The sequence below is a fragment of the Pseudomonas sp. Nvir genome (assembly GCF_963778085.1).
Taxonomy (GTDB): domain Bacteria; phylum Pseudomonadota; class Gammaproteobacteria; order Pseudomonadales; family Pseudomonadaceae; genus Aquipseudomonas; species Aquipseudomonas juntendi.
On the sequence record NZ_OY970405.1, the window covers coordinates 760,986 to 787,448 of the forward strand.

Here is a 26,463-nt window from a genome sequence, read left to right on the forward strand (position 1 = left end):
GTGCACGCCAAGCTTTCTGACTGCCGCCATTGGACAGTACTCATGGCGGCAGGCCTTCGAGGTAAATGCATGAGAACTTCGTCAGCAGGTCGGCTTCGTTCGGTCGCCATTGCGCTTGCGCTGGTGCTGGGCATGACGGGTACCGCATTCGTCCAGGCCAGCGTAGTGGTGACAGGTACCCGGGTCATCTACCCCGGGGATGCAAAGGAAAAAACGCTGCAACTCACCAATCAGGATGCCTTCGCCAATGTCGTGCAAGCCTGGGTGGATTCCGGTGACCCGGCCTCCACGCCCGAAACTGCCAGGGCCCCGTTCATGGTCAACCCGGCCGTGTCACGTCTGGCCCCGGGTAGCGGGCAGTCCCTCAGGCTCATCTATACCGGCTCGGCGTTACCCGGCGACCGGGAATCGGTCTTTTATCTGAACGTGCTGCAGATCCCGCCACGCAATACCGCGCACGCCGACAGCAACCAGATGTTGCTCATCCTGCGTAATCGCCTGAAGCTGTTCTACCGCCCTGCTGCCATTGCCGGAACGGTTGAGCAATTGCCTGAAAAACTGCGTTTTAGCCTCGTGGGCCAGGGCGCCAGCTGGCAGGTGCTTGTGGATAACCCAACGGGGTTCTATGCCTCATTCGGGGCTGCGACGCTCACCGCGGGTAACCGCCAGGTAACGCTGCATGCCACCATGGTGCCGCCCTACGGCTCGGTGCGTTGGGCGCCGGAGAGGGGCGGCCTGCTCGAGGGCAAAGCCCCCGAGCTCAGGGCGCAGTTGATCAACGACTATGGCGCACGCGTGGGCATCACTCATGTGTTGCAGCGCTAACCTGCGGCGCAACACGGCCCTGCTAGGTGGTGTTGCCTTACTGATGGCGCGGTTAGCCCACGGCAAGGGCGATTACCGCTTCGATGACAGCCTGCTACTCGGCTCGGGTCTGGCCGGCGGCAACCTGGAGCGTTTCAACCAGGCGCAGCAGGTCGATCCAGGTACTTACCTTGTCGACGTGTATGTGAACACGCAATACGTCAACCGAAGTGAAGTGAGCTTTCGGCCGCAAAACGATGTGGTCGAACCCTGTTTGTCCGAGCAGTTCCTGCGCCAGCACATGAACGCGCGCAAGGTCGAGACGCCCATCGTCGATTCGACCCAATGCATGGCCCTGAGCAAGCGGCTGCCGGGATCAATGTTTCAATACGACTCCGCCCGCTTGCGCCTGGACCTTTCAGTACCCCAGGCATTGCTCTACATCAAGCCGCGCGGCTACGTCGACCCGCAGGACTGGGACGCGGGCAGTGCCATGGGCTTCGTCAACTATGACGCCAGCCTTTACAACTCTCGCTATCAAGCGTCAGAAAGCGAAGCTGCCAATTATGGTTACCTGGGGCTGAACACGGGCTTGAACGTCGGGCTGTGGCGTTTGCGGCATCAGTCCAACTACAGCTACTCAAGTTTCGGTGGCACCGCGGTCAGCCGCTGGAACAGCATTCGCACCTATGCACAGCGCGCAATCGCGCCCTGGCAAAGCGAGCTGACGGTGGGCGACAGCTTCACCGAAGGCAACTTGTTTGGCAGCATCGGCTTTCGCGGCGTGCGCCTGGCCAGCGACGACCGCATGCTGCCGGACTCTCAGCGTCAGTATGCTCCGCAGGTACGCGGCACGGCGGCGGGCAATGCACGCGTGGTGATCAGCCAGAATGGCCGCAAGGTTCAAGAAACCACCGTAGCGGCTGGGCCATTCGTTATCGACGACCTGTACGGCACGGCTTACAACGGTGACCTGGACGTGCAGGTGATCGAAGCTGACGGCAGTATCACGCGCTTCACCGTGCCCTATGCGGCAGTGCCCGACTCAATCCGCCCGGGCATCTCGCGCTATAGCGCAACCTTAGGCCAGGTCCGCCAGACTGATACCAACCAGGGCGTCTTTGCCGAGGCCACTTACCAACGGGGCCTGACCAACGCAGTGTCCGCCAACCTCGGGGCTCGGGTAGCGCAGGACTATTTGGCTGTGCTGGGCGGCGGCGTGCTGGCAACGCCTTATGGCGCGTTCGGGCTCAACAGCACCTTTTCCAGTGCCACGGTAGAAAACCGTCAGCACAGGCAAGGCTGGCGCATGGGGCTGAGCTACAGCCGCACCTTCCAGCCTACCAACACCACGCTCAATCTTGCCGGGTACAGATACTCAACTCAGGGTTATCGGGATTTGGCCGACGCACTGGGTGCCCGGCAGGCCACCGTGCGCGGTGAACGTTGGGACTCGACCAGCTTCAAGCAGCGGAACCAGCTGACCGTGCTGGTCAGTCAAGGGCTGGGCGGGTATGGAAACCTGTATCTGTCCGGGTCGCGAAGCGATTATTACGACGGCAAGAGCCGTGATACGCAGGTGCAGTTCGGTTACTCGAACACCTGGCGACAGCTTAACTACAGCCTGGCCTATTCACGTCAGCGCACCACCTGGTACCGCGATAAGGCGGAAAGTTCAGAACTCAGTTTCACAAACCCGGCGGACGTGTACGACACCAGCAATAGCAGCAATACCCTGACGCTGACCTTCTCCATGCCCTTGGGCAGCTCAAGCCGGGCACCGACCATCAGCTCAATGGTGACCCGGCGCTCAGGTGATACGAATGGCAGCAGTTTCCAGACAGGTATCAACGGTACGATGGGCGCACAGCGTGACATGAGCTACGCGATCGCGGCCAGCCGTGACAGCGCCGGGCGCGGGACGAACTGGACCAGCAACCTGCAGGCGCAGAGTGCCGTTGCCACCTTCAATGGCGGCTTTTCGCAAAGCGCCGACTATCGGCAGATCAATGGCGGCATTCGCGGAGCGGCCGTGGTGCATGAGGGTGGTCTCACGTTGGGTCCCTACGTCGGGGATACCTTCGCGCTGGTGCGGGCCAAGGGCGCGGGCGGCGCGATCATCCGGGGTGGGCAGGGGGCACGTGTGAACGCTGATGGGTATGCGGTGGTGCCCTCTTTGTCACCTTACCGATACAACCCTGTCGGGCTTGACCCCAGTGGAATGGGTGAACAGGCCGAGTTGATCGAAACCGAGCGAAAGGTGGCCCCTTATGCCGGTGCTTCCGTGCTGGTCGACTTCAAGACCTTGCTTGGGCATGCCTTGTTGATCCAGGCCAGCTTGCCGGGCGGTAGGGCAATCCCCCTGGGAGCCGACGTGGTCGACGAACAGGGCACGACCCTTGGCATGGTAGGCCAGGGCGGGCAAGTGTATGCACGTGCCCAGGCCGACAGCGGGCGCTTGCTGGTGCGTTGGGGCGCCGGCCCTAGCCAGCGATGTCAGCTGCCCTACGACGTCAACAGCGCCACAGCCGCCAACAGTCAGGGCTTCATTCACCTGAAAAGCATATGCACGCTCAATGAGGAACCATCATGACGCTCAGGTCCTGGCTGCTGACGGCCATCCTGCTCATCCCTGCTCAACACGCCTGGGCGACCTGCTACAGAGTGACCTCCGTGGGCGCCGCCAACACCACGGCCAACGCTGCGATCAGGCCCGGGGAGGGTACTGCCGGCGCCTGGGCCGGTGCATGCGACACGTGCAATGGGTCATTGGGCATACCGAGTGTGATCAACGTCAGTGACCCAAGCTTTCAACCTTATGGCACGTTGATCGCGAGCTCCGTGGTCCCCTTCACCCAGTATGGCGCTACGGCTGGCTACAATCCGGAGTACGTATTTTTTCGCTGCGAGGGGCAAGATGCGGTTTACGAAATGTGGTCTACCAATGGCGATGATGTCTACAGTGGCTGGTTCCAAGGGGGCGACAGCGTCGGCCTGAGCCTGGGTTTGCAGGACGCCTACAGAACGGCCTGGCCTAATGTGCTGTTGCGCTTGACCCATCTTGCAAGCGGCGAGCCTTTCACTCACATCTGGCGTGAGCGTAGGCTCACTGGCCTGGACATCGATTCTCGCGGCTATCAGTTGGTCAAGGCCAAGAACCTCAGCGCCGTGCGTGCGGAGGTTTTCAGCGCACCGAAAGACCCTACGTACAACTATTACAGCGACACGGTCTCGTCGCAGCTCTACGCCTATGCCCAACAGGCGGCCTACATCGCGATCAAGGGGCCGGGCCTTGCTTATCCGACGGTAGGGCAAACCCACTACGGTAACTGGAGTGGCTGGTATGGGAACTGGCCTGGTGCATTGGGCCTGTACAACCAGGTCACGCTAAAGCGTTACCCCACCTGCAGCGTATCGAGCGTTACACCCTATGTGGTGTTTCCCTCGATCAGCGTGAGCGAGATCAACGCCGGGGGCAGCCGCGAGGTGCCTTTTCAGATCAATTTCCGCTGCCAGAGTACTGTTCTCAACAGCGCCAGCGCCAACGGTACAGCCATTGGCATCAAGGTTTCTTCCGGCGCCCTGGCTGCGTCCTCTTCCTTGGGCCTGATCAACGCCCAAGGTGGTCTGGCCTACTTGCTGTCGGACCGTTATGGCCAGGCGGGAATGGCGCAGGGGGTGGGCATTCGCGTGCTGCGCGGCGGCGCTCCCATCAACTTGCTGGCCAATGAAGACTCTGCCAATGGCAGTGGTGCAGCGGGTCGAGGGTGGTACCCGGTTGTCAGCAATACCGCCAACCTCACAGGCACTATCAATGGTATCGGCCAGTACACCGAGACGTTCAGAGCTCGATTGGAAAAGCTCTCCATCGGCACCATGCCGACGGTAAGGCCTGGTCGGGTCGAGGCCACTGCGCAAGTGGTGATACGTGTCCAGTAGCTACGCGCAGGGCCTGCTGCTGGTCGTCGTCGCGCTGGTCAGTACGGTCACCTGCGCGGGTGTCACTGCTGAGCGTACCCGGGTCATCGTGCGTGAAGGTCAGCGTGACACTTCCTTGGCACTGGTCAATCAAAATGCCTATCCAGTCGTGGTTCAGGCCTGGGTCGACAATGGGGAGCTGAATGTTACGCCGGACACCGCAACTGCACCCATCATGCCGCTTCCGCCAATGTTCAGGCTCGAGCCCCGGCAACAGCGAAGCCTACGCCTGGTGACTACCGGGCAGGCGTTTGCACAGGATCGAGAGTCCCTGTACTGGCTGAATGTGTACGAGATTCCACCCCGGCCGCGCGAGGCGCTGGGCGAGGGCTCGACCCGGCTGACGATCACGCTGCGCACCCAGCTGAAAGTCATCTATCGCCCCCAAGGCTTGTCGAAGAAGGCCGAGACAGCGCCTTTGCAACTGGTGGTCAAAGCCCAGGGCCGCACTGTGCAGTTGCATAACCCGACGCCGTTTTACATATCCCTGGCGCAGGCGCAGATCGGCGATGGCAAACGGTCGATCGTGCTTGATGCGCCGTTGTTGACGCCATTCAGTACGCAGCGCCAGACAGTGGGCGGTAACGTGCCCAGCGACGCGACGTTCAACTACACATGGCTGGATGATGATGGCAATGCGCAAACCGGCGAGCGTCCTGTCCTGGGCGCGATGCCCCACAGCGTCGAACCTACGCTAGAGGCCGCTGCAGCAGATTGAGATTCGTCCTATTCAGCAATGGCATTGGTGCCCCTAGGCTGGCTGCATGAAGCTAGCCAACCTGTTACCTGCCGCTCAGTGGAACCTGTCGACGCCTATTGCCGCACGCAATTTGTTGCGCCTTTTCGCGATCACCCTCGTCGCGGGGTTCTACATTGGCGCCTACGGTTACATGCGCATGACCTTGAACGAGGAAATCTCGTCTCGGCGCAGGTACATGAACGAGGCCATTTTCAACGCCCAGGATTTCTTTGTCAGCCGTCAGACCTTGCTTAAATCGCTAGGGCTGTCGACGGTCAGGCATGCTGGCTCCTCGGGTGGCGAGGCGTACATTCCAGGCGAGGAAGTCCATGTTTTCCTGCGCCAGCCCAGCGGTACATGGAGCTTGTGGCTGACGCCGCGCATGCTGGATTTCCTGCGAACCAAGCAGACCAGCCTGTTGTATGTCCCTCACGCCCTTGATGGGCCGGTGCAATGGCTTTTCAGTCAGCCTCAGCGTCCTCCTCTGGTCCCCAACGCTGTGTTGCAACGGCTGCGCGGCTCGACTGGCGAGCCTGGCCAGGAGCAGATCTTGCTGGCAGACGCTGGAGATGAAAAATCGCCTCCGCTCTATATTTTCATTGCCATGGATGAGCGCGACCGGGCTTCAGGGTGGCTGGGCCTTGAGGTGGAAGGCTCGCAACTGCTCACAGCGCTGGCGCATGAGCAGGCCGGCGACTTCCAGCTCGTGGACAGCGCAAGCCAGATCATCGCCAGCAACGATCAGGAGCAACAACTGAGCGCTCGGCACTATACGGCAACGCCTATCGATGACGGCTTTGGTTGGGAAGGCGGACATTGGCTTCCGGATCGGCTGACCATCCGCAAACAACTTGATCATTCGGACTGGCAGATCGTCTATAGCATGCCCTTGGCGTTGTTGGTCCCCGTGCTGATTCTGCCGTTCGGGTTGGCAGTGCTGATCAGCGTCGCTGTTACGCTGTTAATGCTGTGGTTGGTTCGTCGGGTCGACGTGCGACTGATCAGCCCGGCAGCGGCGCGAATCGATGCATTGGTCGAAAGTGAAGCGTTCAGCAGTGCTGTCATCCGCACCGCCCCGGTAGCGCTGTGTGTGCTGCGTCGTAGTGACGGCGAAGTGGTTTTGGCCAATCGGCTGAGCGAGCAATGGCTGGTCATGGGCGATGAACGCACCAAAGCCTGCCAGGACTGGATCACCCGTGCCTTCAGCAAGCCTGCGCAGACCAGTTGTACAGAAGAGCTGCAAATGGCCGACGGCCGTCATCTGTGTCTGAGCTATGCCCCCACTCGCTACAGGCGTGAAGACGTTCTGATCTGCGCCTTCAGCGACATTACCGAGCGCAAAACCGCCGAGCTGTCGTTGCAGCAGGCCAGGGCCCTGGCCGATGCCGCCAATGAAGCGAAGACACTGTTCCTGGCGACGATGAGCCATGAAATCCGTACGCCCCTGTACGGCATGCTGGCCACGCTTGAATTGCTCTCCCGTACCCACCTCGACAGCCAGCAGCGAGGGTATCTCAATGCCATCGAAGGTTCATCTGCCACTTTGCTGCAACTGATCTGCGACGTGCTGGATGTGTCCAAGATCGAGGCAGGCCAACTGGCGTTGGAAACAAGTGCGTTTTCCCCGATCGAACTGACACAGGAAGTGATGAAGGGCTATATGGGCGCCGCCCATACAAAAGGGTTGCAGTTGCTCAGTTGCATGGACCCGCAGCTTCCTGAACAGGTCCTGGGCGACAAAATGCGCACCCGTCAGATCCTTGGCAACCTGCTCAGTAACGCGGTGAAGTTCACTAGCAGTGGCCGGATAATGGTCAGGCTCCACATGGTTGGGGTCGAAGGTGAGCGCATGATGTTGCGCTGGCAAGTGGTCGATACCGGGCAGGGCATACCTGAACAGGACCAGCAGTACTTGTTCGAGCCGTTCTTCCAGAGTGGCCCGAGTACGAACACTGTTGCAGGAACGGGCCTTGGCCTTTCCATCTGCAAGCGACTGGTCGAATTGATGAGCGGCTCTATACGGGTGTTCAGTGAGCCGGGCTTGGGCAGCAGCTTCTCGTTCACACTGCCGCTTGGCCAATTGGCGCTTGATGAAGACCAGTACTGGGCACAGCCATTGCTCAATCAGGAAGTAGCTGTCTATTCCGGTGTTCCCGAACTGGCCGAGCACGCCGCAGGCTGGCTGCGTCGCTGGGGGGCGCGAGCGCAAGTAACGACCGCGCGGGACGTGCCTCATGAGCCAGGCACCGTGCTGGTCGAGATATGCCCCGGGCCGGCCAGCTCGGCAGCCATCGAGCATTGGCCAGGTCCGGTGATACGCGCATGCGCCGATGGTCATGGCCTATCGCGTCCTGCGGCTCAATGTTGGCAGGTGGCGTTGAATGATCTTCAGTTGCTCAACCGGGCTGTGAGCCAAGCCCAGGGTATAGAGGCGCGTCACAATGCAACTGCCCGCCAGGCCATGATCGAAACCAAGCTGTGCATTCATGTACTGGTGGCTGAGGACAATGTCATCAACCAGCTCATATTGCGTGACCAGCTGGAAAAACTGGGCTGCACCGTTACCCTGGCCAGTGATGGCGAGGAAGCACTCGCCCTCTGTCAGATGCACGTTTTCGATCTGGTGCTGACCGACGTGAACATGCCAAGGATCAACGGGTACCAACTGGCGCAACGCCTGCGCCAGCTAGGCCAGGCCATACCCATCGTGGGCGCCACCGCGAACGCGATGCTCGATGAGGCAGAGCGTTGCCTGGGCGCCGGGATGGATCAATTTCTGGTCAAACCGTTCACGTTGCATGCGCTCTATCAGTGCCTGTTGCCGTACCGAAAGGTCTCGCCCTGATGCTCTACCGCGTCTTGATCGTCGAGGATCATCCGTTTCAACTCCAGCACCTGGCACAACTGTTCCGATCCGTCGGCGGGTTTGATGTCGAGCTGCAAGGGAATGCCAGTATGGCGATCGAAAGCTTGCGCAACCAGGCTTACCACCTGGTCGTGACGGACCTCATGATGCCCCAGCTGGACGGTGTACAGTTCATTCAGAAGATGAGCCTGTTACCTACGCCACCGGCCCTGGGGCTCATGACAGCCGCTTCTACGCGCATGCTCGGCGGCGTCGCCAAGGTTGCCGAGAATCTCGGTATGCGCGTCGCAGGCATGATCAGTAAACCTTTGCAGATTCATCACGTTCTTGCACTGCGCCATTACCTGGACCGCGGGCGCACCCAAGCCAACCGGCAACCTGTTGCCTGCCCTGGCGTGCATTCGGCGCGAGTCCTGACCCATGCGCTCCAGTCAGGCGAAATACAGGCCTGGTTCCAGCCCAAGAAGTCTCTGCTCGACGGCCGGATCGTCGGTGCGGAGGCGCTAGCCAGGTGGCTGCATCCGGTCGAAGGTATCCTGATGCCTCGGGCATTTCTGGCCGAGCTGGAGTCAGCGGGGCTCGACCTGCAGCTGCTGTACAGCATGCTTGAGCAAACGCTTGCCGTTCAGGCGCTGTGGGCGGCTCAGGGGCACAGGTTACCGGTCTCGATCAACCTTCCCACGCATCTGCTTGACCAGCCCGACCTGGTCGACACGTTGCACAGGGCAGTGCGAGCGCGAGGCGCTGATCCCAAAACCATCACCTTCGAGTTGACAGAGACGTCTACCACTCGCCATTCCAGTGACTATCTAGCGGGCACGTGCCGGTTGCGCTTGATGGGTTTCGGTCTGGCCCAGGATGATTTTGGCAAGGGGTACAGCTCCTATTCCAACTTGATAACTACGCCTTTTACCGAAATGAAGATAGATCGTTCCTTGGTCAATGGGTGTGCAAAAAGTCCTGACATGGCTATCGCCCTGGCCAGTGCGGCTGAACTTGGGCGAGCACTGGGAATGGTTACGGTAGCAGAGGGCGTCGAAACCCGAGAGGACCTTGAAGTTGTCCGCAAGGCACGGTGTAACCAAGTGCAGGGGTTCATTATTTCCCCAGCGGTAGATGGTACAAGGATGCCTGCGCTGCTGAACGGGCATAGCTATGAGTAAAACGCATCAAAAACCAGGATGAAACGTTTCAGCTTTAAGATAATGAAGCCATTTGGCATGAATTTTGTGTCCAGGAGAGCACTCCTACCTTCATAGAGTGATGTCGACGATCAACACCATGAAAAATGCAAGCTTGCGCATGGATAAACTTGCGCGCAGCTCTCAACGTCTGAACAAAGCCATCCTGCTGCTCAGCGGGCTTTTACTGTTGTTGTCCAGTACATGTTATTGGGCGGTATCGCGTCTTCTGGAATCGGAACAGCAAAGACTCGAACTGCACTTTGCCAGGGTGATTGAAATCATCCATGAGCATGAGCTGTTTCTGCGTAACCTGACCAATAGTCTGCCACCCAATGGCGAGCTTCCCCCGCCTGTGAGGCAGGGCGTCATGTTGCTCGATTCGGTCAGCACTGACGGCAGAACGTTGACCAAGGCTAAAGGCTTCGAACTTTCATTACCCTTCACAATTGCCTACACGGGGGACTTCAGACCCGAGGAAGTAAGCGGCGCTCTGGGGCTTGGGCTGCGTCTGACCGACTACTACGGCGGGTTCTGGGCTCGCTCCTTCTACGCATCGCCGCAACTGTTCGTGCTCGAGCAGGGAACGGGCGCGAGTATCGCCGTGCCTGCTGCCGGTGACCAGCGTCAGCATCAGCCGCTGCTGCCTCGCCACTATGTAACCGTGGTAGATCGCTTGGTGAAGTTGCTGGCCCAGCCCGATCTACCGCTTGATCAGCGTGTTCATTGGGTGCGAGCGCCTGCCCGTCTGTACAACGACAACCTGCGTATGGTCGCGCTCATGGGGCTAGGGCCAGCGCATACCCTCAAGCCGAGCGCAACGGGTGAACACTTGATGGCCTTGGCCGCAGTGATGGACACCGAGCAGGTGGACGAATTCGAGCGCGTGCTCAGGTTGTCGGTCTACAACCAGTTCACCCTCATCTCGCCGGACGGCAAGGTGTTGATGGGCGAGCGCAGTGATGGGGACCCGGCGCCGCTTGGGTTGAGCTTCAACCGCAACGGCTTGCGTTTCAAGATGATCTCGTCGTCGGGCGACTCATGGACGGGGCTGTATGCCATCAGCTACAGGGATTTCCTGCGCTATGCCAAGTGGCCGCTTCTTGGTCTTGGCCTGACGATCATCGCCGCCGTCCTGTTGGGGCTGTGGGTCAATCACTGGTACAAATCGCGCATCGTCCGGCCTGCTCAGCGAGCACAGGTCCGGCTTGCCGAAAGCGAAGCCTTCAGCCGCATCATCCTGCACAACGTGCCGGTAGGTTTGTGCGTTGTTCGTCGTCACGACCACCGCGTGCTGTTGGAAAATGAGCGTGCAGCGCAGTTGGGCGTTACCGCAGCGGTACTGCAACTGCTGCGGGACAACCATGGTGACGAGGCCCCCGGTGAACTGTGCTTGCTGGTGGATGAGCGTTATGTACAGGTCGTGGCTGTGGCTACGCGTTACGACGGCGAAGACGTGTTTCTATGCGGTTGTAATGACATCACTCGCCACGTTGACGAGCAACTTCAACTCAACCAGGCCCATCAACGTGCAACGGCTGCCAATGAGGCCAAGACGGTTTTCCTGGCTACCATGAGCCATGAAATCAGAACCCCGCTGTACGGCGTGCTGGGCAACCTCGAATTGCTGTCGCTGACCGAGCTCAATGAGCGGCAGAGGCATTACCTGCAGATCATCGAGAATTCATCTGCCGTGCTGTTTCAGTTGATCAGTAACGTGTTGGATGTGACCAAAATTGAATCTGGGCAGATGGCCTTCGAGCATGCGGCCTTCGATCCGCGGCAACTGGTAGACGACGCGCAGGCCAGTTTCAAAGCCACGGCTCAGGGGAAAGGGTTGCAGCTTGACGCTGAAATCGATGCACAGGTACCCGCGCAGGTCCAGGGCGACGCCGGGCGGATCAGGCAGATCTTGCACAACTTGCTGGGCAACGCAATCAAGTTTACCCCCTCCGGGCGGGTACGCCTGCGGCTGATCGTTCACGAACGCAATGCCCAGGATGTGCTGCTGCAGTGGCAAGTCACAGACACCGGAAAGGGAATCCCCGAGAAAGCCCTCGAACACCTGTTCAAACCGTTCTATCAGGTTTCCGCAGGGCAGGAAGGAGGAGCCGGGCTCGGGCTTTCCATATGCGCGCGGTTGAGTGAGTCGATGGGCGGCACGATGCGAGTGGTCAGTGAGCCTGGTTTGGGTAGCAGCTTTTCGCTGTTCATCCGTTTGCCCGTCGTTATCGCGCTATCCCAGGCCGTGAAGGCTGTCCCACGGGTGGTCTCGCAGGCGGCGTCTGCCCCATTGAAGTTGTGTGTGTTGGTGGCAGAGGACAACCCGGTCAGCCAGGCTGTGCTGCGTGAGCAGCTTGAAGCCATCGGGGTTTCCCCTACCGTAGCAGCTGACGGTCAGCAGGCTTTGCAACTGTGGCAATCCAAAACGTTTGACCTGGTCATCACCGACATCAACATGCCGAAGGTGAATGGTTACGAGCTGGCCCGCCAGTTGCGAGAGGCAGGCGTCCAGGCGCCCATCATTGGCATCACTGCCAATGCGTTGCGCGAAGAAGGCGAGCGCTGCCTGCAGGCGGGGATGAACGCCTGGGTAGTCAAGCCTTTGAGCCTCGGTGCTTTGCGTCAGGTGCTGATGAGCCATTGCCATGGCTTGAGCGAACCCTACGTTGCGAACGATTCAGGCAAGGAGGATTTCTCGGGCTGGCTGTCATTATCCCAGCCCATGCGCAAACTGCTTGCCCAAACGTTGGCGAGCGATATTGCGCAGTTGGAAGGGGGGGTGACCGAGCACGATGCCGTTCTGGTGCAACAGCGGTTGCATAGCCTGGGCGGTGCTTTGGCCAGCGTTAACGCCACTGCCTTGTGCAGCGAGTGCCTACGCCTGGAGAACATGTTGCAGGAGCTGCCGCTGGACGTACGCGTGAGCGAGCAAGTCATTGCCCTGTGCGGGCGCCTTGCCAAGGTCGCGCAGCGTTTGTCAGACGAGATTCCCGGATGAGCCTTGTCCCCTATTGGAGTATTTCTGCATGCCTCATCACAAGGTTGTCCTCGCCGACGACCATCCCATTGTTCTGCTAGGGGTGCGTGAAGTCATTCAACGCATCGGGCGCTATAAGGTCGTCGGCCAAGCCACCAACTCTTCCGAATTGATTGAACAACTGCGCCTGCACAATCCTCGCACCCTGATCACTGACTTCAATATGCCGGGCGATTGCACCTACGGTGATGGCTTCAAACTCATCGAGTACATTCTGCGCCACTTCCCGGATACTCAAGTGCTCATTCTGACCATGATCTCCAACGACCTGATCCTCTCCCGCCTCCAAGAGTTGGGGGTTGCCGGGGTCATTCAGAAAAATCACCTGCATGATGAAATCGAAAAAGCGCTCAGTGCAATCCGCAAGCGGCGTCGATACCGAAGCCCGCTATCGGCGCCCACTTCCGTGGTGCGTGAAGCGGTCAGGGTCGAGGAGCGGTTCAATCAACTGTCGCCCAGGGAGCTTGAAGTCGTTCGGCTCTTTGTTACCGGTATGACCGTAGGCGATATTGCCCGGCAATTGTCGCGCAGCAACAAGACAGTCAGTGCGCAGAAAATCTCGGCGATGCGCAAGCTCAACGTTGACAGTGATCAGGATCTGCTGACCTATTGCATCGAGGCCAGGCAATTCCAGTGATTCACCGCGCCGGGCGGCAAATCCTGTGAGGAGTGGGCGGGCATAAAAAAACCCGGCATCGAGCCGGGCTTTTCTTCTGGCGAGCAGCGATTAGTTGCCGTAAACCGGCAGCTTCTTGCAGATGGCCTTGACCTTTTCACGCACGGCATCGATCACCGCTTCGTTGTTCAGATCAGCCAGGATGTCGCAGATCCAGCCAGCCAGTTCCTTGCACTCGGCTTCCTTGAAGCCACGGGTGGTGACGGCTGGGGTGCCGAAACGCAGGCCCGAGGTGACGAACGGCGAACGTGGGTCGTTGGGTACCGAGTTCTTGTTGACGGTGATGTAGGCTTTGCCCAGGGCAGCGTCCGCATCTTTACCGGAGATTTCCTGCTTGATCAGCGACAGCAGGAACAGGTGGTTCTGGGTACCGCCGGACACCACGTCGAAACCACGCTCGATGAACACTTCGGCCATGGCCTGGGCGTTTTTCACGACCTGCTGCTGGTAAGCCTTGAACTCAGGCTGCAGGGCTTCCTTGAAGCAGATGGCCTTGGCGGCGATGACGTGCTCCAGCGGGCCGCCCTGGGCGCCAGGGAACACGGCGGAGTTCAGCTTCTTCTCGATTTCTTCGTTCTTGCGCGCCAGGATCAGGCCGCCGCGTGGGCCGCGCAGGGTCTTGTGCGTGGTGGTGGTGACCACGTCGGCGAACGGTACCGGGTTCGGGTACACGCCAGCGGCAACCAGGCCGGCAACGTGGGCCATGTCGACGAACAGGTAGGCACCCACCTTGTCGGCGATGGCACGGAAGCGGGCGAAGTCCAGCACTTGCGAGTAGGCGGAGAAGCCGGCAACGATCATCTTCGGCTTGTGCTCGACAGCCAGGCGCTCGACTTCGTCGTAGTCGATCAGGCCGTTGCCGTCGATGCCGTACTGGATGGCGTTGTACAGTTTGCCCGAGGAGCTTACCGAAGCACCGTGGGTCAGGTGGCCACCGTGGGCCAGGCTCATGCCCAGGATGGTGTCACCGGCCGACAGCAGGGCCAGGTAGACAGCAGCGTTGGCCTGGGAGCCAGCGTGCGGCTGAACGTTGGCGTAATCGGCACCGAACAGCTCTTTGGCACGGTCGATGGCCAGTTGCTCGACGACGTCGACGTACTCGCAACCACCGTAGTAGCGCTTGCCTGGGTAGCCTTCGGCGTACTTGTTGGTCAGCACCGAGCCCTGGGCTTCCATGACAGCCGGGCTGGTGTAGTTTTCCGAGGCGATCAGCTCGATATGCTCTTCCTGGCGCAGGGCTTCTTGCTGCATGGCTTCGAAGAGCTCGGCGTCGTACTTGGCAATGGTCAAATCACGGCTGAACATGGCGGTCCTCAAGGATCGGGGTAGTTTGGGGGGGCATTCTAACCGATTGATTCGCGGCTGGCATATGAAGTGGCGTCAAGTCGCGGACCAATGGGTCTCATGTTGCATCCCGCGCCGTGTCTGGGCTGAGCGGGGGTTGGAGTTGACTTTGAAGTCCGGTTTCTGGGGGGCTTTGCGCCCCATCGCCGGCAAGCCGGCTCCCACAGGTTGGCACATGGCTGGAAGTTGGTGCGGTCGGTGTGGGAGCGGGCCCGCCCGCGAAGAACCCGGCGCGGTGGCTGGCACCGGCTACGCCGGTGTTCGCGGGCACGCCCGCTCCCACAAGGTCCTCCTGAATCAATAGTTGCGATGAGGCCAGTGCAGGCAGCGTCAATGGAACATGAACAACGTCTCGTTGGCGAACTGTGCCTCGAACTGATGCGCCGGCATCGGGCGCCCGAACAGGTAGCCCTGCACTTCGTCGCACCCGTGCTCGCGCAGGAACTCCAGTTGCTCGTGGGTTTCCACGCCCTCGGCGATGACCGCCAGGTTCAGGCTGTGGGCCATGGCGATGATCGCCCTGGCAATCTGCGCGTCCTGCTCGCCTTCGGGCAGGCCGTCGACGAAGGTTCGGTCGATCTTCAGCACGTCGATAGGGAACTGCTTGAGGTAGTTCAGCGACGAGTAGCCGGTGCCGAAGTCATCCACCGCAATGCTCAGGCCAAGGTTCTTCAGGCTCGCCAGTATCTGCAGCGCCTCGTTCACCTCACGCATCAGGATACTCTCGGTCAGTTCCAGCTCCAGGCACGCCGGCGGTAGCCCGCATTCCTCAAGGATGGTGGCAATCCGGGTGCCCAGCTGGCCATCGGAGAACTGCCGCGCCGAGATGTTCACCGAGACCTTGGGCACCCGCACCTTGGCCTTGTGCCAGGCCTTGAGCTGGCGGCTGGCCTCGCGCAGCACCCAGTCGCCCACATCCACCACCAGGCCCAGTTCCTCGATCACCGGGATGAAGTCGCCGGGCGGCACCAGGCCGCGGGTCGGGTGCCGCCAGCGCAGCAGCGCCTCGGCACCGGTCAGGCGTTTGCCATCGCCACTGAACTGCGGCTGGTAGTACAGGATGAACTCGTTCTGCTCCATGGCGTGGCGCAAGTCGCTTTCCAGCTCCAGGCGCTCCAGGGCGCTGGCGTTCATCTCGGCCTGGTAGAACTGGAAGTTGTTCTTGCCGCGTTCCTTGGCGTGGTACATGGCGGTGTCGGCGTTTTTCATCAGCTGGCTCAGCTCGCTGCCATCCTGCGGGCTGAGGGCGATGCCGATACTGGCGGTGACGAAGAACTCGCGGTTTTCCAGCACGAACGGCCGCACCAGGCTGGCAAGGATGTTCTCGGCCACATGGATGGCACGGTTCAAGGCCATTTCCCGGGTCGCGCGCGGTTGCAGCAGCAAGGTGAATTCGTCGCCGCCCATGCGCGCCACGGTGTCGTCGTCGTCCACGCAGGCCAGCAGGCGCAAGGCCATGTCCTTGAGCATGCGGTCGCCGGCGGCATGGCCAAGCGAGTCGTTGATCGGCTTGAAGCGGTCGAGGTCGAGGAACATCAGCACCACCCAGGCCTTTTGCCGCTCGGCCTGTTGCAGGGCGTTGTACAAACGGTCCTGGAACAGCGTGCGGTTGGGCAGGTGGGTGAGGGCGTCGTAGTAGGCCAGGCGGTGAATGCGTTGCTCGCTGGCCTTGCGCTCGCTGATGTCGGTAAAGAAGCACACGTAGCTGGCCAGGTCGCCCTCATCGTCCAGCACTGCGGTGATGCCGACCCAGGCCGGGTAGTGGTCGCCGTCACGGCGCTTGAGCCACACCTCGCCCTCCCAGCTGCCGCGCTGGTGCAGTTGCTTGACCACGTAGCGCAGGTGGCTTTCCTGCTGTTCGTCGACCGTGAGCATGCTGGGCAACTGGTCGAGCACGTCGCTGACGGCGTAGCCGCTGACCCGGCTGAACGCTTCGTTGGCCTGGACGATATAGCCGGCCGGGTCGGTGATGAGAATCGCCGAGGTCGAGTGCTCGAATACCGTCGCGGCCATGCGCAGGTCTTTTTCTGCGCGGCGCTGCTGGCTGATGTCGCGGCCGACCCCCAGCACACCTTCGAAGCGCTGGTCGTCGTCCCACACCAGCACCAGGCGCAGTTCGATCGGGATCTTGCGGCCATCGGCGCGCAGGCAGTCGAACAGGAACAGCTGGGTCGGCAGCTGGCTGCGCAGCTGGGCCAACTGCTCGGCGTCGCCCATGGCCTTGCTGACCCGCTCCATCAGGCTGTAGATGCCGGTGAGCTGGGCCGGGTTGGCGATGATCGACTGCCAGCCGTTGGTGAAGATCCACTCGGCCTGGTAGCCCAGCACGCTCTGCACCGACGGGCTGACGTAGTTGAGCTGGAGCAGGCTGTCGGTGGAGAAGATGACGTCGCTGATGCTTTCGGCCAGCATGCGGTAGCGCTGCTCGCTGTCACGCAGCGACTGGCTGGCCTCGATCTGTACGGTGACATCCTTGCCAACGCCGATGATGCGCGTTACCAGGCCTTCGGCGTTGCGGGTCAGTACCTGCTCACGGATGTCGTAGCAGCGCCAACTGCCGTCCCGGTGGCGGAAGCGCAACTGACAGTGCAATTGCTGGTCGTGGCCATTGTTCCGCTGTTGCTGGCGCAAGGCCTGGTAGTGCGCGGCGTCTTCGGGGTGCAGCAGCAGTTCCCAGAAGCGCTCGCCCATGTGTGCCAGCTCGGTACGGTCGTAGCCCAGTGTCTGGCCGAGGTGGCGGTTGCTGAAGATCATCCGCTGGCTGAGCACATCCTGCACGTACAGCTGGTCGGGTACGGTGCGCACCACGTCGGACCAGAAGCTTTCGCGCTCCAGCAGCGACAGTTCGACCTGCTTGCGGCTGGTGATGTCGCTGATGCTCAGGATCACCGCCTGGTAGTCACGCCGTTGTTGCGGCAGGCGCGCCATCAACCACAGGTGCAACTCGCCACCCAGCGGTGACGGCAGGCGTACTTCCAGCTCCAGCACCTGGCGCTGTTCGATCAGCGCGTCGATCAGTTGCATGCCGATGCTGTCGCGGCCATCGCCGGTGCCGTCGATCAACCGCTGCCAGGCGCCTTCATGGCAGTCGATGTTCAGTAACTGGCGGGCCACCTGGTTGACTTCGGTGATCTTCAGTTCCAGCAGCAGGGACCGGCGCAGGCCTGGATCCAGGGCCAGGCTGTGCTTGAGTGCGGCGCGGTTGCGCAGGTGGTAGCGGTCCAGCTGGCCCGGCAGGCTCGACAAGTCGAGCACGCACAGGGCCACGCCGGTGCCTTCGAAAATTTCCTGGTAGCGCCGGCGGTCTTCCTGCAGCGCACGCTGGCGCCGGCGCATGTTGATCAGGGCCAGCACCGGCAGCAGGGCGCAAAACAGCACCAGCAGGCATTTGCCGATCAGCGCCGGCAGCAGCTTCTGTTGCATCAGCTTGGCGTCGAACAGGCCGCGCAGTTGCCAGGTGCTGTTGTCGATGAAGGCCAGCATCACGCTTTGCAGCGGGTCATCGCTGGTAGCGGTGGGGGCATGGCGCTGCAGCACTTCGCCGGTGCGGCTGTTTTCCAGCAGCCATAACGGGTGGGTGCCGGTGTCCAGGTGCAGGGTGAGCTCGCGGTAGTAGTCTGGCGACAGGCGCAGCAGCCAGTAGCCGCGGTCCTGCTCGGTGGCCTGGCGCAGCAGCATGTACAGCGTGTGGTTGTCGGGCGAATTGGTGAAGAAGTACGCACGCCCCTGGTTCAGCGCCAGCAACTCGTCCAGCCACTGCCGGTCCGGGCTGCCGGCCAGGCTGTCGGCGCGCAACTGCCCGGTGCTGTCCAGCCAGGCCAGGCTTTGCAGGTCGGGCAGGCGCTGGCGCAGGGTATCCACCAGGCTGGGCATGGCTGCGGGCGTCGGCGGGTTGATGTAGGGCTGTACCACATTCAGCGCCTGCTGGGCCTTGAACGCCATGTTCAGGTTCAGGTGGTCGGCCATTTCCACGCTGGCATCCAGGCTCTGCGCGCGCAGGTCGGCCTGGGTGTGGTTGAACTGGACGAACAGTTGCCACAGCAGCAGGCCCAGCAGGATCAGGGCCAGCAGCGCCAACGTGCCCTTGATCGACCCGCGCAGGGTAGAGGCGGGTGCTTCAGGCGCGGAACGCAGTGACGACGGGTGAGTAAGATTGATCAAGCGCTGATCCTGCGATTGGGCTGGCGATGGCAGGGACGAAACGTGCACGGCATGTACCGATGTCCGGCAGTCACACCGTGGTGGCGCACTATAAGGCCGGACACCCGAAACCGGCTAGCATGCCTACGATTATGGCAAAGTGCCAGCCATCTGGACCGATGGCGACTGCCCGCCGGTTCGGCAAGCCCCTGCAACCTGTGCGAGAATGCCGCCCGCTTTACATGACAACGCATCGGAGATGTTCGCTTTTGGTTACTCACTTTTCCTCCAATGGCCTCGATTCCGCCTGTGGGCGTAGCAGTCAGACCCTTGTCAGCACTGCCGTGACCGAGGACGTATCCTGCAAGTCTTGCCAGCGTTCGCTGAGCAAACCTGAAGCGGCCAGTTCGGCCAAGCCCAAGGCCCCGTCGCTGGCTGAACTGCGCAAGACCGCCAAGGCGGCAGCGCCGGCAGTGGCTGCGGCCCACAAGCCTGCAGCCAAGGTGGTCAGCACTGCCCCTGCGGCCGCCAAACCCGCGAATGTTGCCGAGCAGCAGCCTGCCCGCAGCAGTGGCTTCAGCGTGAAGTCTGCCTGGGCCGCGCGCCTGGCCGAGCAGGGTGACCGTTGCCGGTTGCCGCGTGGCAAGGCCCGGCAGCGTCACGTCTGAGCCATCTCGGCAGCTGTGCCGCCCCTTTCGCGGCTAAAGTCGTGAAGGGGCCGCCACAGGCAACACATTTCCCCATAGATCACACCGTTCCCTGCCCACCATCGCCCCGCCTATGAAACGCCGTGCGATGGCGTAGAATGGTCGCCTTTGTTCAATTACACCCAAACACACATCTCCCTGGTCAGCGCGCCAGGGCGATCGTCGATGTCTTTACTTACCTGATTAGAGGGCTTGGTTTTGGCTCAATACGTCTACACCATGCATCGGCTGAGCAAGGTCGTGCCGCCGAAGCGGGAAATTCTCAAGAACATTTCCCTGTCATTCTTCCCAGGCGCCAAGATTGGCGTGCTCGGCCTGAACGGCGCCGGTAAGTCGACCCTGCTGCGGATCATGGCGGGCGTCGACAAGGAATTCGACGGCGAAGCCCGTCCGATGCCCGACATCAACGTGGGCTACCTGCCCCAGGAACCGCAACTGGACCCGAGCAAGACGGTCCGCGAAGTGGTCGAAGAAGCGGTCAGCGTGATCAAGGACGCCCAGGCCCGCCTGGACGAGGTGTACGCTGCCTACGCCGAACCAGATGCCGACTTCGACAAGCTGGCCGCCGAACAGGCCAAGTTGGAAGCCATCCTGCAGGCCGCCGATGGCCACAACCTGGAGCGCCAGCTGGACGTCGCTGCCGACGCCCTGCGGCTGCCGGCCTGGGACGCCCGCATCGAGCACCTGTCCGGTGGTGAGAAGCGCCGTGTGGCCCTTTGCCGCCTGCTGCTGTCGGCCCCAGACATGCTGCTGCTCGACGAACCAACCAACCACCTGGACGCCGACTCGGTGGCCTGGCTGGAGCGCTTCCTGCACGACTTCCCGGGCACGGTGGTGGCGATTACCCACGACCGTTACTTCCTCGACAACGTCGCTGGCTGGATCCTGGAACTGGACCGTGGCGCCGGCATCCCGTACGAAGGCAACTACTCGGGCTGGCTGGAAGCCAAGTCCGAGCGCCTGGCGCAGGAGTCCAAGCAGCAAAGCGCCCATGAAAAGGCCATGAAAGAGGAACTGGAATGGGTGCGCAAAGGCGCCAAGGCCCGCCAGTCCAAGTCCAAGGCCCGCCTGCAGCGCTTCGAAGAAATGCAGTCGCAGGAATTCCAGAAGCGTAGCGAAACCAACGAGATCTACATCCCGGCCGGCCCACGCCTGGGTGACAAGGTCATCGAGTTCAAGAACGTCACCAAGGGCTATGGCGACCGCGTACTGATCGACAACCTATCGTTCGCCATGCCAAAAGGCGCGATCGTCGGCGTGATCGGTGGTAACGGTGCTGGTAAGTCCACCCTGTTCCGCATGCTGATGGGCAAGGAACAGCCGGATTCGGGCAGCATCGAAATCGGCGAAACCGTGCAACTGGCTTGCGTCGACCAAAGCCGCGAAGACCTGGACGGCAGCAAGACCGTGTTCCAGCAGGTGTCCGACGGTTCCGACATGATCAAGATCGGCAACTACGAGATCCCGTCGCGCACTTACGTTGGCCGTTTCAACTTCAAAGGCGGCGACCAGCAGAAGTTCGTCAAGGACCTGTCCGGTGGTGAGCGGGGTCGCCTGCACCTGGCGTTGACGCTGAAGGAGGGCGGTAACGTCCTGCTGCTCGACGAACCGTCCAACGACCTGGACGTGGAAACCCTGCGTTCGCTGGAAGAAGCCCTGCTGGACTTCCCGGGCGCCGCGATCGTGATTTCCCACGACCGTTGGTTCCTGGACCGTGTGGCGACCCACATCCTGGCGTACGAAGACGACTCGAACGTGGTGTTCTTCGAGGGTAACTACACCGAGTACGAAGCCGACCGCAAAAAGCGTCTGGGTGACGCTGCTGCCCAGCCGCACCGGGTAAGGCACAAGAAACTGGCCCAGTAAGCCAGTGTTTTGATGCACAAGAATGGGGCCCTTGGAGGCCCCATTTTTGTGCCTGACGTTTACCGGCGTGGCTGTTTACAGGCCAGTATCGCGGCTTATTTTGTATACACTTATATAAAACGCACCAAATAAATTCAGAAAAACGACATGTCGCCCTGTTCCGGTGCGATTGCTTCTTGGTACATTCCCGAAAAACCAATAAGTCCAAAATCTTCGGTGAGATGTCTACCATGATCGAATCTGTCGACAGTTTCCTCGCGCGCCTGCAACAGCGCGACCCAGGCCAGCCCGAGTTCCATCAGGCAGTGGAAGAAGTGCTGCGCACGCTATGGCCTTTCCTTGAGGCCAACCCTCATTACCTGCAGTCCGGCATTCTGGAGCGTATGGTCGAGCCGGAGCGTGCGGTGCTGTTTCGCGTGTCGTGGGTCGATGACCAGGGCAAAGTGCAGGTCAACCGCGGCTACCGTATCCAGATGAGCAGCGCCATCGGCCCGTACAAGGGCGGCTTGCGCTTCCACCCCTCGGTCAACCTCAGCGTGCTGAAATTCCTGGCCTTCGAGCAGGTCTTCAAGAACTCCCTGACTTCGCTGCCCATGGGCGGTGGCAAGGGCGGGTCGGACTTCGACCCCAAAGGCAAGAGCGACGCCGAAGTGATGCGCTTCTGCCAGGCGTTCATGAGCGAGCTGTACCGCCACATCGGCGCCGACTGCGACGTGCCGGCCGGTGACATCGGCGTGGGTGCCCGCGAAATCGGCTTCATGTTTGGCCAGTACAAGCGGCTTGCCAACCAGTTCACATCGGTACTGACCGGCAAGGGGATGACCTACGGTGGCAGCCTGATTCGCCCCGAAGCCACCGGCTACGGTTGTGTGTATTTCGCCGAGGAAATGCTCAAGCGCCAGGACAAGCGCATCGACTGCCGTCGCGTGGCGGTGTCGGGCTCGGGCAACGTTGCCCAGTATGCCGCGCGCAAGGTCATGGACCTGGGCGGCAAAGTGATCTCCATGTCGGACTCCGAAGGCACGCTGTATGCCGAAGCCGGCCTGACCGATGCCCAGTGGGAAGCACTGATGGCGCTGAAGAACGTCAAGCGGGGCCGTATCAGCGAGCTGGCCGAGCAGTTCGGCCTGGAGTTCCGCAAGGGCCAGACCCCTTGGAGCCTGGCATGCGACATCGCCTTGCCATGCGCCACGCAGAATGAACTGGGCGCCGAAGACGCCCGTACCTTGCTGGCCAACGGCTGTATCTGCGTGGCCGAAGGCGCCAACATGCCGACCACCCTGGAAGCGGTGGATATCTTCCTGGAAGCCGGCATCCTCTATGCCCCGGGCAAAGCATCCAACGCCGGCGGTGTGGCCGTGTCTGGCCTGGAAATGTCGCAGAATGCCATGCGCCTGCTGTGGACTGCCGGCGAAGTGGACAGCAAGCTGCACAACATCATGCAATCGATCCACCATGCTTGCGTGCATTATGGTGAAGAGGCGGATGGCCGGGTCAATTACGTGAAAGGTGCGAACATCGCCGGCTTTGTCAAAGTGGCAGATGCGATGTTGGCTCAGGGCGTGGTTTGATCCGGGATCGCAGGGGGCCGCTTTGCGGTCCGTCGCGATACAAAGCACCTCAACCTTCAGCGATCACGTCAGTCACTTCGATCACCAATTCCCCAACCGGCCGCTGCCACACCACCTCATCCCCGGCCCCGCCCCCAGCAAAGCCCGCCCCAACGGCGACCCCCAGTTGATCAGGCCGCGCCCGGCATCCGCCTCATCCTCGCCCACCAGCCGTACCTCATGCGCCTGGTCTTGCGCGTCGACAAAGCGTACCCGGCTGCCAATCTGCACCTTGCTGTGCGACGTCGCGGGCGGTACCACCTGGGCGCTCTGCACCCGCGCGCTGAAGTACCGCAGGTCGCGCTCGGTATCGGCCAGCCGCTGCTTGTCCACACGCTCGCCCTGCGCCTGCAGGTCGCTGCGCAAGGCATTCAACTCGGCCACACGTTCCTGCAACTGGCGCAGGCCGCTGGCGGTCACATAGTTGGGTTGCTCACTGACGCGCCGCTCTACCGGTTGATCGGCCTGGGCGGCGGCTTGGTCCTCATTGACGAATGCTCGGCTCATGCAAGGCCTCCTTGTGCAGAAGACCATCATGGCAGGCCGCAGGTTTAAAGAAATGTCCGTTAACGACCTCAGTCGTGGCGATAGGCCTTGGCGGCGCCACGGTCCTTTTCCTGCTGCCACTCGCGGTCGCGCTGGTCCCAGAAGCGCTCGTGGTACTGGCGCTGCTCTTCAGTGTTCTGCATGGCCTGGCACTGGCGAAAGCCATCGTCCCAGCCGGTTTCGTACTGGCGCTCGTGCAGGTAGCGGGGTACGTCCTTGCGAAAGTCGCCGGCCATGGTGCCGGCGGCCTGGTGGCCACTGCTGCAGCCGTCCTGAAAGCCATCGGCATAGGCAGGGGGATAGCCGTTGGCGAGCATTTGCTCGTGGGTGGTTTCACAACCTGACAGCAACAACGCAATGCACACGCCGAACCAGTACCGCGACATAACCACCTGACCCTCCCGTCGATAGGGGCAAGTCTAGGTGGCGATTTGTCGGGTTGGTGTCAAAACAGTGTCAAAGAGTTGGTCGGGCCACACTGTTGCCTGTGCAGGCAACCCACAATCTTCAGTAGTGGTACCACTTCAGCTCCAGCATCACCTCATTCTGCGCAGTGGCCAGGTGGCTGAACTCACGCGACGCACTCAACCTCACCCCCAGGTTCTGGCTGATTTCCCATTGCTGGTTCAGGCTCAGGCTGCGACGTACTTCGCCATTGGTGAAGTAATCCCCTTTGGCCTCCAGGGTCATGTTGCCCAGCCCGTTGCGCCACAGCAGCCCGCCATTGAACCCCGCGGCCGGGGCAATGAATTCGGCGAAGTCGTTGTGGTGTTCCACCCGCACCGTGCCCAAGGCAAAACCGAGCAAGCCATCGGCCAGTTGCCAGGTACCGCCGGCGCCACCATTTACATGGCTCACCAGCACCTCGTCATCATGCTTGCCGGGTACCCGCTCCAGGCCGCCAGCCACTTGCCATGACCAAGGCTTGAGCAACGCATTGCGTGGGGTCAGCGAGCGGATGGTGGCCAAGTCCAGGCGTTGTACCTGCCAGTCGTTGCCTTCGTACTGGCGCACCTTCAATTGCAGGATCTCGATCTGCGCGCCCAGCGGGAAGCCATAGGCGTTGTCGTTCAGGTCGTGGTAGGCCATGCGCAGGCCATACTCGGCGTAGGCACGGTCTTCGCGGGTGCCCACCCCCAGTTGCCAGGTTCGTGAGTCATGGCCGTCTTCGGGCAGGCCGGGGCGCTCTACCTGCAGCGGCGGGGGCGGGTTGCCGTTGATCGCCCGCAGCAGTTCGAAGCTGCGCTTGGCTTGGCCCGGGTCACGTTCCTGACCGTTGGCACGGTAGCGCTCGAGGCGATAGGCGGCGTCCTGCACCAGCGCCTGGCGCTCGCGGGGCAGCGCCTTGAACGCAGGGCTCTGCAGTTGCGCGGTGTCGGCGCTGACCGCCAGCACCTGTTGCTTTTCGTTGTGGTCCAGCGGCTCGGCGCGGGCCAGCAGCTCACGTTCGCGCGAAGGGCGGTAGGTTTCGCTGGCGACCAGGCCGGATTGCTTCACGGCCTTGACCGTGTCGGTGGGGATCGCGGTCAGCGGAAACTGCGATGTCAGGTCCAGGCTTGGGCGGGCCACCTGCAGCAGTTCCAGCAGGCGGTACGAGCAGTTCTCGTCGAAGAAGAAGTAATCGAACTGGATCTGCTTCAGTTCCCACACATGCTCGACCATGCGCCCGGTTTCCTGTGGGGTCAGGTCCAGCTGGTATTCCCACAGGTCGCGGTTTTCCAGGCTGCGGTATTCGGAGAGCTTCTCTTGGTAGGGCATCAGCGCGAACAGCCCCGGGTAGCCGCCCATCAGGCCTTTCCAGGCATACAGGATGCTGTTGTCGCTGCCTTCGATGTAGGCGCCGAAGTTGATCGCGTAGCTCAGCAGCGTGGTGTCGTCGCTGCGGGTAGTGGACTGGTCGATGCGCAGCAGGGTGTGGCCGAACATCGACGAGGGGCTGTTCAGGTAGGCCGCCGGGAAAATCAGCGCGGCGCTGTGCGGGTCGACCGATTTGTACCAGGTGTTGAACGCCTGGCAGTCCGGTTGTGGCAAGCCTTGCAAATTCAGCTGCTCACGCAGCCAGCGGGTGCGTGCGGGGAATACGCACTGGGCATGTTTGTCGCCGAGGCTGGCCGGGGCGTACAGGGCTTGCACCGTGGCTTGCAGCTCCTGGTCGGGGTGGTGCGCACCGTCTTTGGCCAGGAAGAACGCGTCATCGTCCACATAGCTGCGCCAGCCGCCGAGCTTGGCGGTTTCGTAATGACCCAAGGCAATCCAGTAGGGGGTATTGGCCAGTTGCTGGAGGCGGCCTTGATCCAGCACAGGGGCGGCGTGAACAGGGGCGCAGACACACAGCGCGAGGGCAGCGAAGCGTTTGAGCATATCGGGCAACTACTTCTGAACGATGCCGAAAAAGGCGAAACCCGCCCCCGAAGGGGCGGGAGCTGCAGCTTAGGCCTCGGTAGCGTATTTGGCCAGGCGTGGGTCGCCCTTCAGTACAGCGAGGGTGTTGCTGTGGACAGTTTCAGCGGTGACGTCGGCGCTGCTGAAGATCTGGTTGAAGTGCTGGTGGGTGACCGAGTTGAAGTAGCCACGGTCTTCCGGGGCCACGCCGAGTACCACGGCATAGGTGGTCAGTGCTTCACCTTGGCCCATGGCCATGTCTTCGGAAAGCTCGTTCATCATGCCGTTCATGGCGAACCAGGACTTGCCGCCGTAGGTCAGCGAAGCCTTGGTCGAGCAGCCGTTGGTGCCGGAGGTCATACCGAAGGTGGCGTTACCAGAGGTGCCGTTGGTGGTGGAAGCCAGGAAGTGAGCCGGCGTGCCGCGCTGGCCCTCGAACAGCATGTTGCCCCAGCCGCAGTTCGGGCCGCCTGGCGCTTCTGCCATGGCGTTGAGCGAGACCACGGTGAACAGAGTACCCAGAAGAATCCGTTTCATAGCTTTTTTCTCTTTGTCATAACCAAGGGTCAGTGTTTTCTGGCAAC

General features: G+C 61.3%; 16 protein-coding genes and 1 pseudogene. 11 read left to right on the forward strand and 6 right to left on the reverse strand.

Features of this window, described 5'->3' with window-relative positions; all coding sequences use genetic code 11:
- Positions 1-69: 69 nt before the first annotated feature.
- The 8 genes from AACG97_RS03885 (at position 70) to AACG97_RS03920 (ending at position 13,245) form a co-directional block, all read left to right on the forward strand.
- A complete protein-coding gene (locus AACG97_RS03885) occupies positions 70-825 on the forward strand; it encodes a fimbrial biogenesis chaperone (RefSeq protein ID WP_115293361.1) in 756 nt (251 codons plus the stop codon).
- Positions 809-3,397, forward strand: coding sequence for a fimbria/pilus outer membrane usher protein (locus tag AACG97_RS03890; RefSeq protein WP_115293362.1), 2,589 nt, complete (start codon positions 809-811; stop codon positions 3,395-3,397). The genes AACG97_RS03885 and AACG97_RS03890 overlap by 17 nt, the downstream gene beginning before the upstream one ends.
- Positions 3,394-4,743 carry a fimbrial protein gene (locus AACG97_RS03895; protein ID WP_115293363.1) on the forward strand — a complete coding sequence of 450 codons (1,350 nt, stop codon included), beginning with the start codon at positions 3,394-3,396 and terminating at the stop codon, positions 4,741-4,743. The genes AACG97_RS03890 and AACG97_RS03895 overlap by 4 nt, the downstream gene beginning before the upstream one ends.
- Positions 4,733-5,500, forward strand: coding sequence for a fimbrial biogenesis chaperone (locus AACG97_RS03900; RefSeq protein WP_115293364.1), 768 nt, complete (start codon positions 4,733-4,735; stop codon positions 5,498-5,500). Before AACG97_RS03895 ends, AACG97_RS03900 begins: the two co-directional genes overlap by 11 nt.
- Positions 5,501-5,546: 46 nt before the next feature.
- On the forward strand, positions 5,547-8,366 hold the full coding sequence (locus AACG97_RS03905) for an ATP-binding protein (protein ID WP_197885458.1): 2,820 nt from the start codon (positions 5,547-5,549) through the stop codon (positions 8,364-8,366).
- Positions 8,366-9,550: an EAL domain-containing response regulator gene (locus AACG97_RS03910; protein ID WP_029884892.1), complete on the forward strand. Its 1,185-nt coding sequence runs from the start codon at positions 8,366-8,368 to the stop codon at positions 9,548-9,550. The genes AACG97_RS03905 and AACG97_RS03910 overlap by 1 nt, the downstream gene beginning before the upstream one ends.
- A 100-nt stretch (positions 9,551-9,650) precedes the next feature.
- Positions 9,651-12,569, forward strand: a complete 2,919-nt coding sequence (locus AACG97_RS03915) for a hybrid sensor histidine kinase/response regulator (protein ID WP_223809638.1) — start codon at positions 9,651-9,653, stop codon at positions 12,567-12,569.
- Between the two features lie 28 nt (positions 12,570-12,597).
- The gene (locus tag AACG97_RS03920) at positions 12,598-13,245 is read left to right on the forward strand and encodes a response regulator (RefSeq protein ID WP_029884890.1); all 648 of its coding nucleotides are present in this window, start codon (positions 12,598-12,600) and stop codon (positions 13,243-13,245) included.
- Positions 13,246-13,335: 90 nt separating this feature from the next.
- Here AACG97_RS03920 and glyA read toward each other — a convergent pair whose 3' ends face one another.
- Together glyA and AACG97_RS03930 are read right to left on the reverse strand one after the other, a co-directional pair.
- On the reverse strand, positions 13,336-14,589 hold the full coding sequence (glyA, locus tag AACG97_RS03925; RefSeq protein ID WP_009686086.1) for a serine hydroxymethyltransferase: 1,254 nt from the start codon (positions 14,587-14,589) through the stop codon (positions 13,336-13,338).
- A 369-nt stretch (positions 14,590-14,958) separates the two neighbouring features.
- Complete coding sequence (locus AACG97_RS03930) at positions 14,959-18,789, reverse strand: sensor domain-containing protein (protein ID WP_225786128.1); 3,831 nt, start codon at positions 18,787-18,789, stop codon at positions 14,959-14,961.
- A gap of 248 nt (positions 18,790-19,037) precedes the next feature.
- Here AACG97_RS03930 and AACG97_RS03935 point away from each other — a divergent pair, with 248 nt between their 5' ends.
- From AACG97_RS03935 to gdhA, 3 genes are all read left to right on the forward strand, one after another.
- Complete coding sequence (locus tag AACG97_RS03935) at positions 19,038-19,436, forward strand: hypothetical protein (RefSeq protein ID WP_029884888.1); 399 nt, start codon at positions 19,038-19,040, stop codon at positions 19,434-19,436.
- Between the two features lie 237 nt (positions 19,437-19,673).
- Positions 19,674-21,341: an energy-dependent translational throttle protein EttA gene (gene ettA, locus AACG97_RS03940; RefSeq protein WP_009686092.1), complete on the forward strand. Its 1,668-nt coding sequence runs from the start codon at positions 19,674-19,676 to the stop codon at positions 21,339-21,341.
- Positions 21,342-21,571: 230 nt separating this feature from the next.
- Positions 21,572-22,912: an NADP-specific glutamate dehydrogenase gene (gdhA, locus tag AACG97_RS03945; protein WP_197886162.1), complete on the forward strand. Its 1,341-nt coding sequence runs from the start codon at positions 21,572-21,574 to the stop codon at positions 22,910-22,912.
- A 49-nt stretch (positions 22,913-22,961) separates the two neighbouring features.
- On the opposite strand, the pseudogene AACG97_RS03950 reads toward gdhA, so the two are convergent.
- From AACG97_RS03950 to AACG97_RS03965, 4 genes and pseudogenes are all read right to left on the reverse strand, one after another.
- Positions 22,962-23,458: pseudogene (locus tag AACG97_RS03950) on the reverse strand (GreA/GreB family elongation factor).
- A 68-nt stretch (positions 23,459-23,526) separates the two neighbouring features.
- Positions 23,527-23,883, reverse strand: coding sequence for a hypothetical protein (locus AACG97_RS03955; protein ID WP_009686095.1), 357 nt, complete (start codon positions 23,881-23,883; stop codon positions 23,527-23,529).
- Between the two features lie 121 nt (positions 23,884-24,004).
- Complete coding sequence (locus AACG97_RS03960; RefSeq protein WP_054913978.1) at positions 24,005-25,858, reverse strand: Lnb N-terminal periplasmic domain-containing protein; 1,854 nt, start codon at positions 25,856-25,858, stop codon at positions 24,005-24,007.
- A 69-nt stretch (positions 25,859-25,927) separates the two neighbouring features.
- Positions 25,928-26,416 carry a DUF3015 domain-containing protein gene (locus tag AACG97_RS03965; protein ID WP_009686097.1) on the reverse strand — a complete coding sequence of 163 codons (489 nt, stop codon included), beginning with the start codon at positions 26,414-26,416 and terminating at the stop codon, positions 25,928-25,930.
- Between the last annotated feature and the right edge of the window lie 47 nt (positions 26,417-26,463).

Excerpts from the sequence above, each read along its gene's own strand:
- AACG97_RS03915 (WP_223809638.1), top strand. The coding sequence starts at position 9,651 with ATGTCGACGATCAACACCATGAAAAATGCAAGCTTGCGCATGGATAAA.
- AACG97_RS03955 (WP_009686095.1), bottom strand. The coding sequence starts at position 23,883 with ATGTCGCGGTACTGGTTCGGCGTGTGCATTGCGTTGTTGCTGTCAGGT.
- AACG97_RS03965 (WP_009686097.1), bottom strand. The coding sequence starts at position 26,416 with ATGAAACGGATTCTTCTGGGTACTCTGTTCACCGTGGTCTCGCTCAAC.
- gdhA (WP_197886162.1), top strand. The coding sequence starts at position 21,572 with ATGATCGAATCTGTCGACAGTTTCCTCGCGCGCCTGCAACAGCGCGAC.
- glyA (WP_009686086.1), bottom strand. The coding sequence starts at position 14,589 with ATGTTCAGCCGTGATTTGACCATTGCCAAGTACGACGCCGAGCTCTTC.
- AACG97_RS03895 (WP_115293363.1), top strand. The coding sequence starts at position 3,394 with ATGACGCTCAGGTCCTGGCTGCTGACGGCCATCCTGCTCATCCCTGCT.
- AACG97_RS03960 (WP_054913978.1), bottom strand. The coding sequence starts at position 25,858 with ATGCTCAAACGCTTCGCTGCCCTCGCGCTGTGTGTCTGCGCCCCTGTT.
- AACG97_RS03920 (WP_029884890.1), top strand. The coding sequence starts at position 12,598 with ATGCCTCATCACAAGGTTGTCCTCGCCGACGACCATCCCATTGTTCTG.
- AACG97_RS03885 (WP_115293361.1), top strand. The coding sequence starts at position 70 with ATGAGAACTTCGTCAGCAGGTCGGCTTCGTTCGGTCGCCATTGCGCTT.
- AACG97_RS03905 (WP_197885458.1), top strand. The coding sequence starts at position 5,547 with ATGAAGCTAGCCAACCTGTTACCTGCCGCTCAGTGGAACCTGTCGACG.
- AACG97_RS03910 (WP_029884892.1), top strand. The coding sequence starts at position 8,366 with ATGCTCTACCGCGTCTTGATCGTCGAGGATCATCCGTTTCAACTCCAG.
- AACG97_RS03890 (WP_115293362.1), top strand. The coding sequence starts at position 809 with ATGTGTTGCAGCGCTAACCTGCGGCGCAACACGGCCCTGCTAGGTGGT.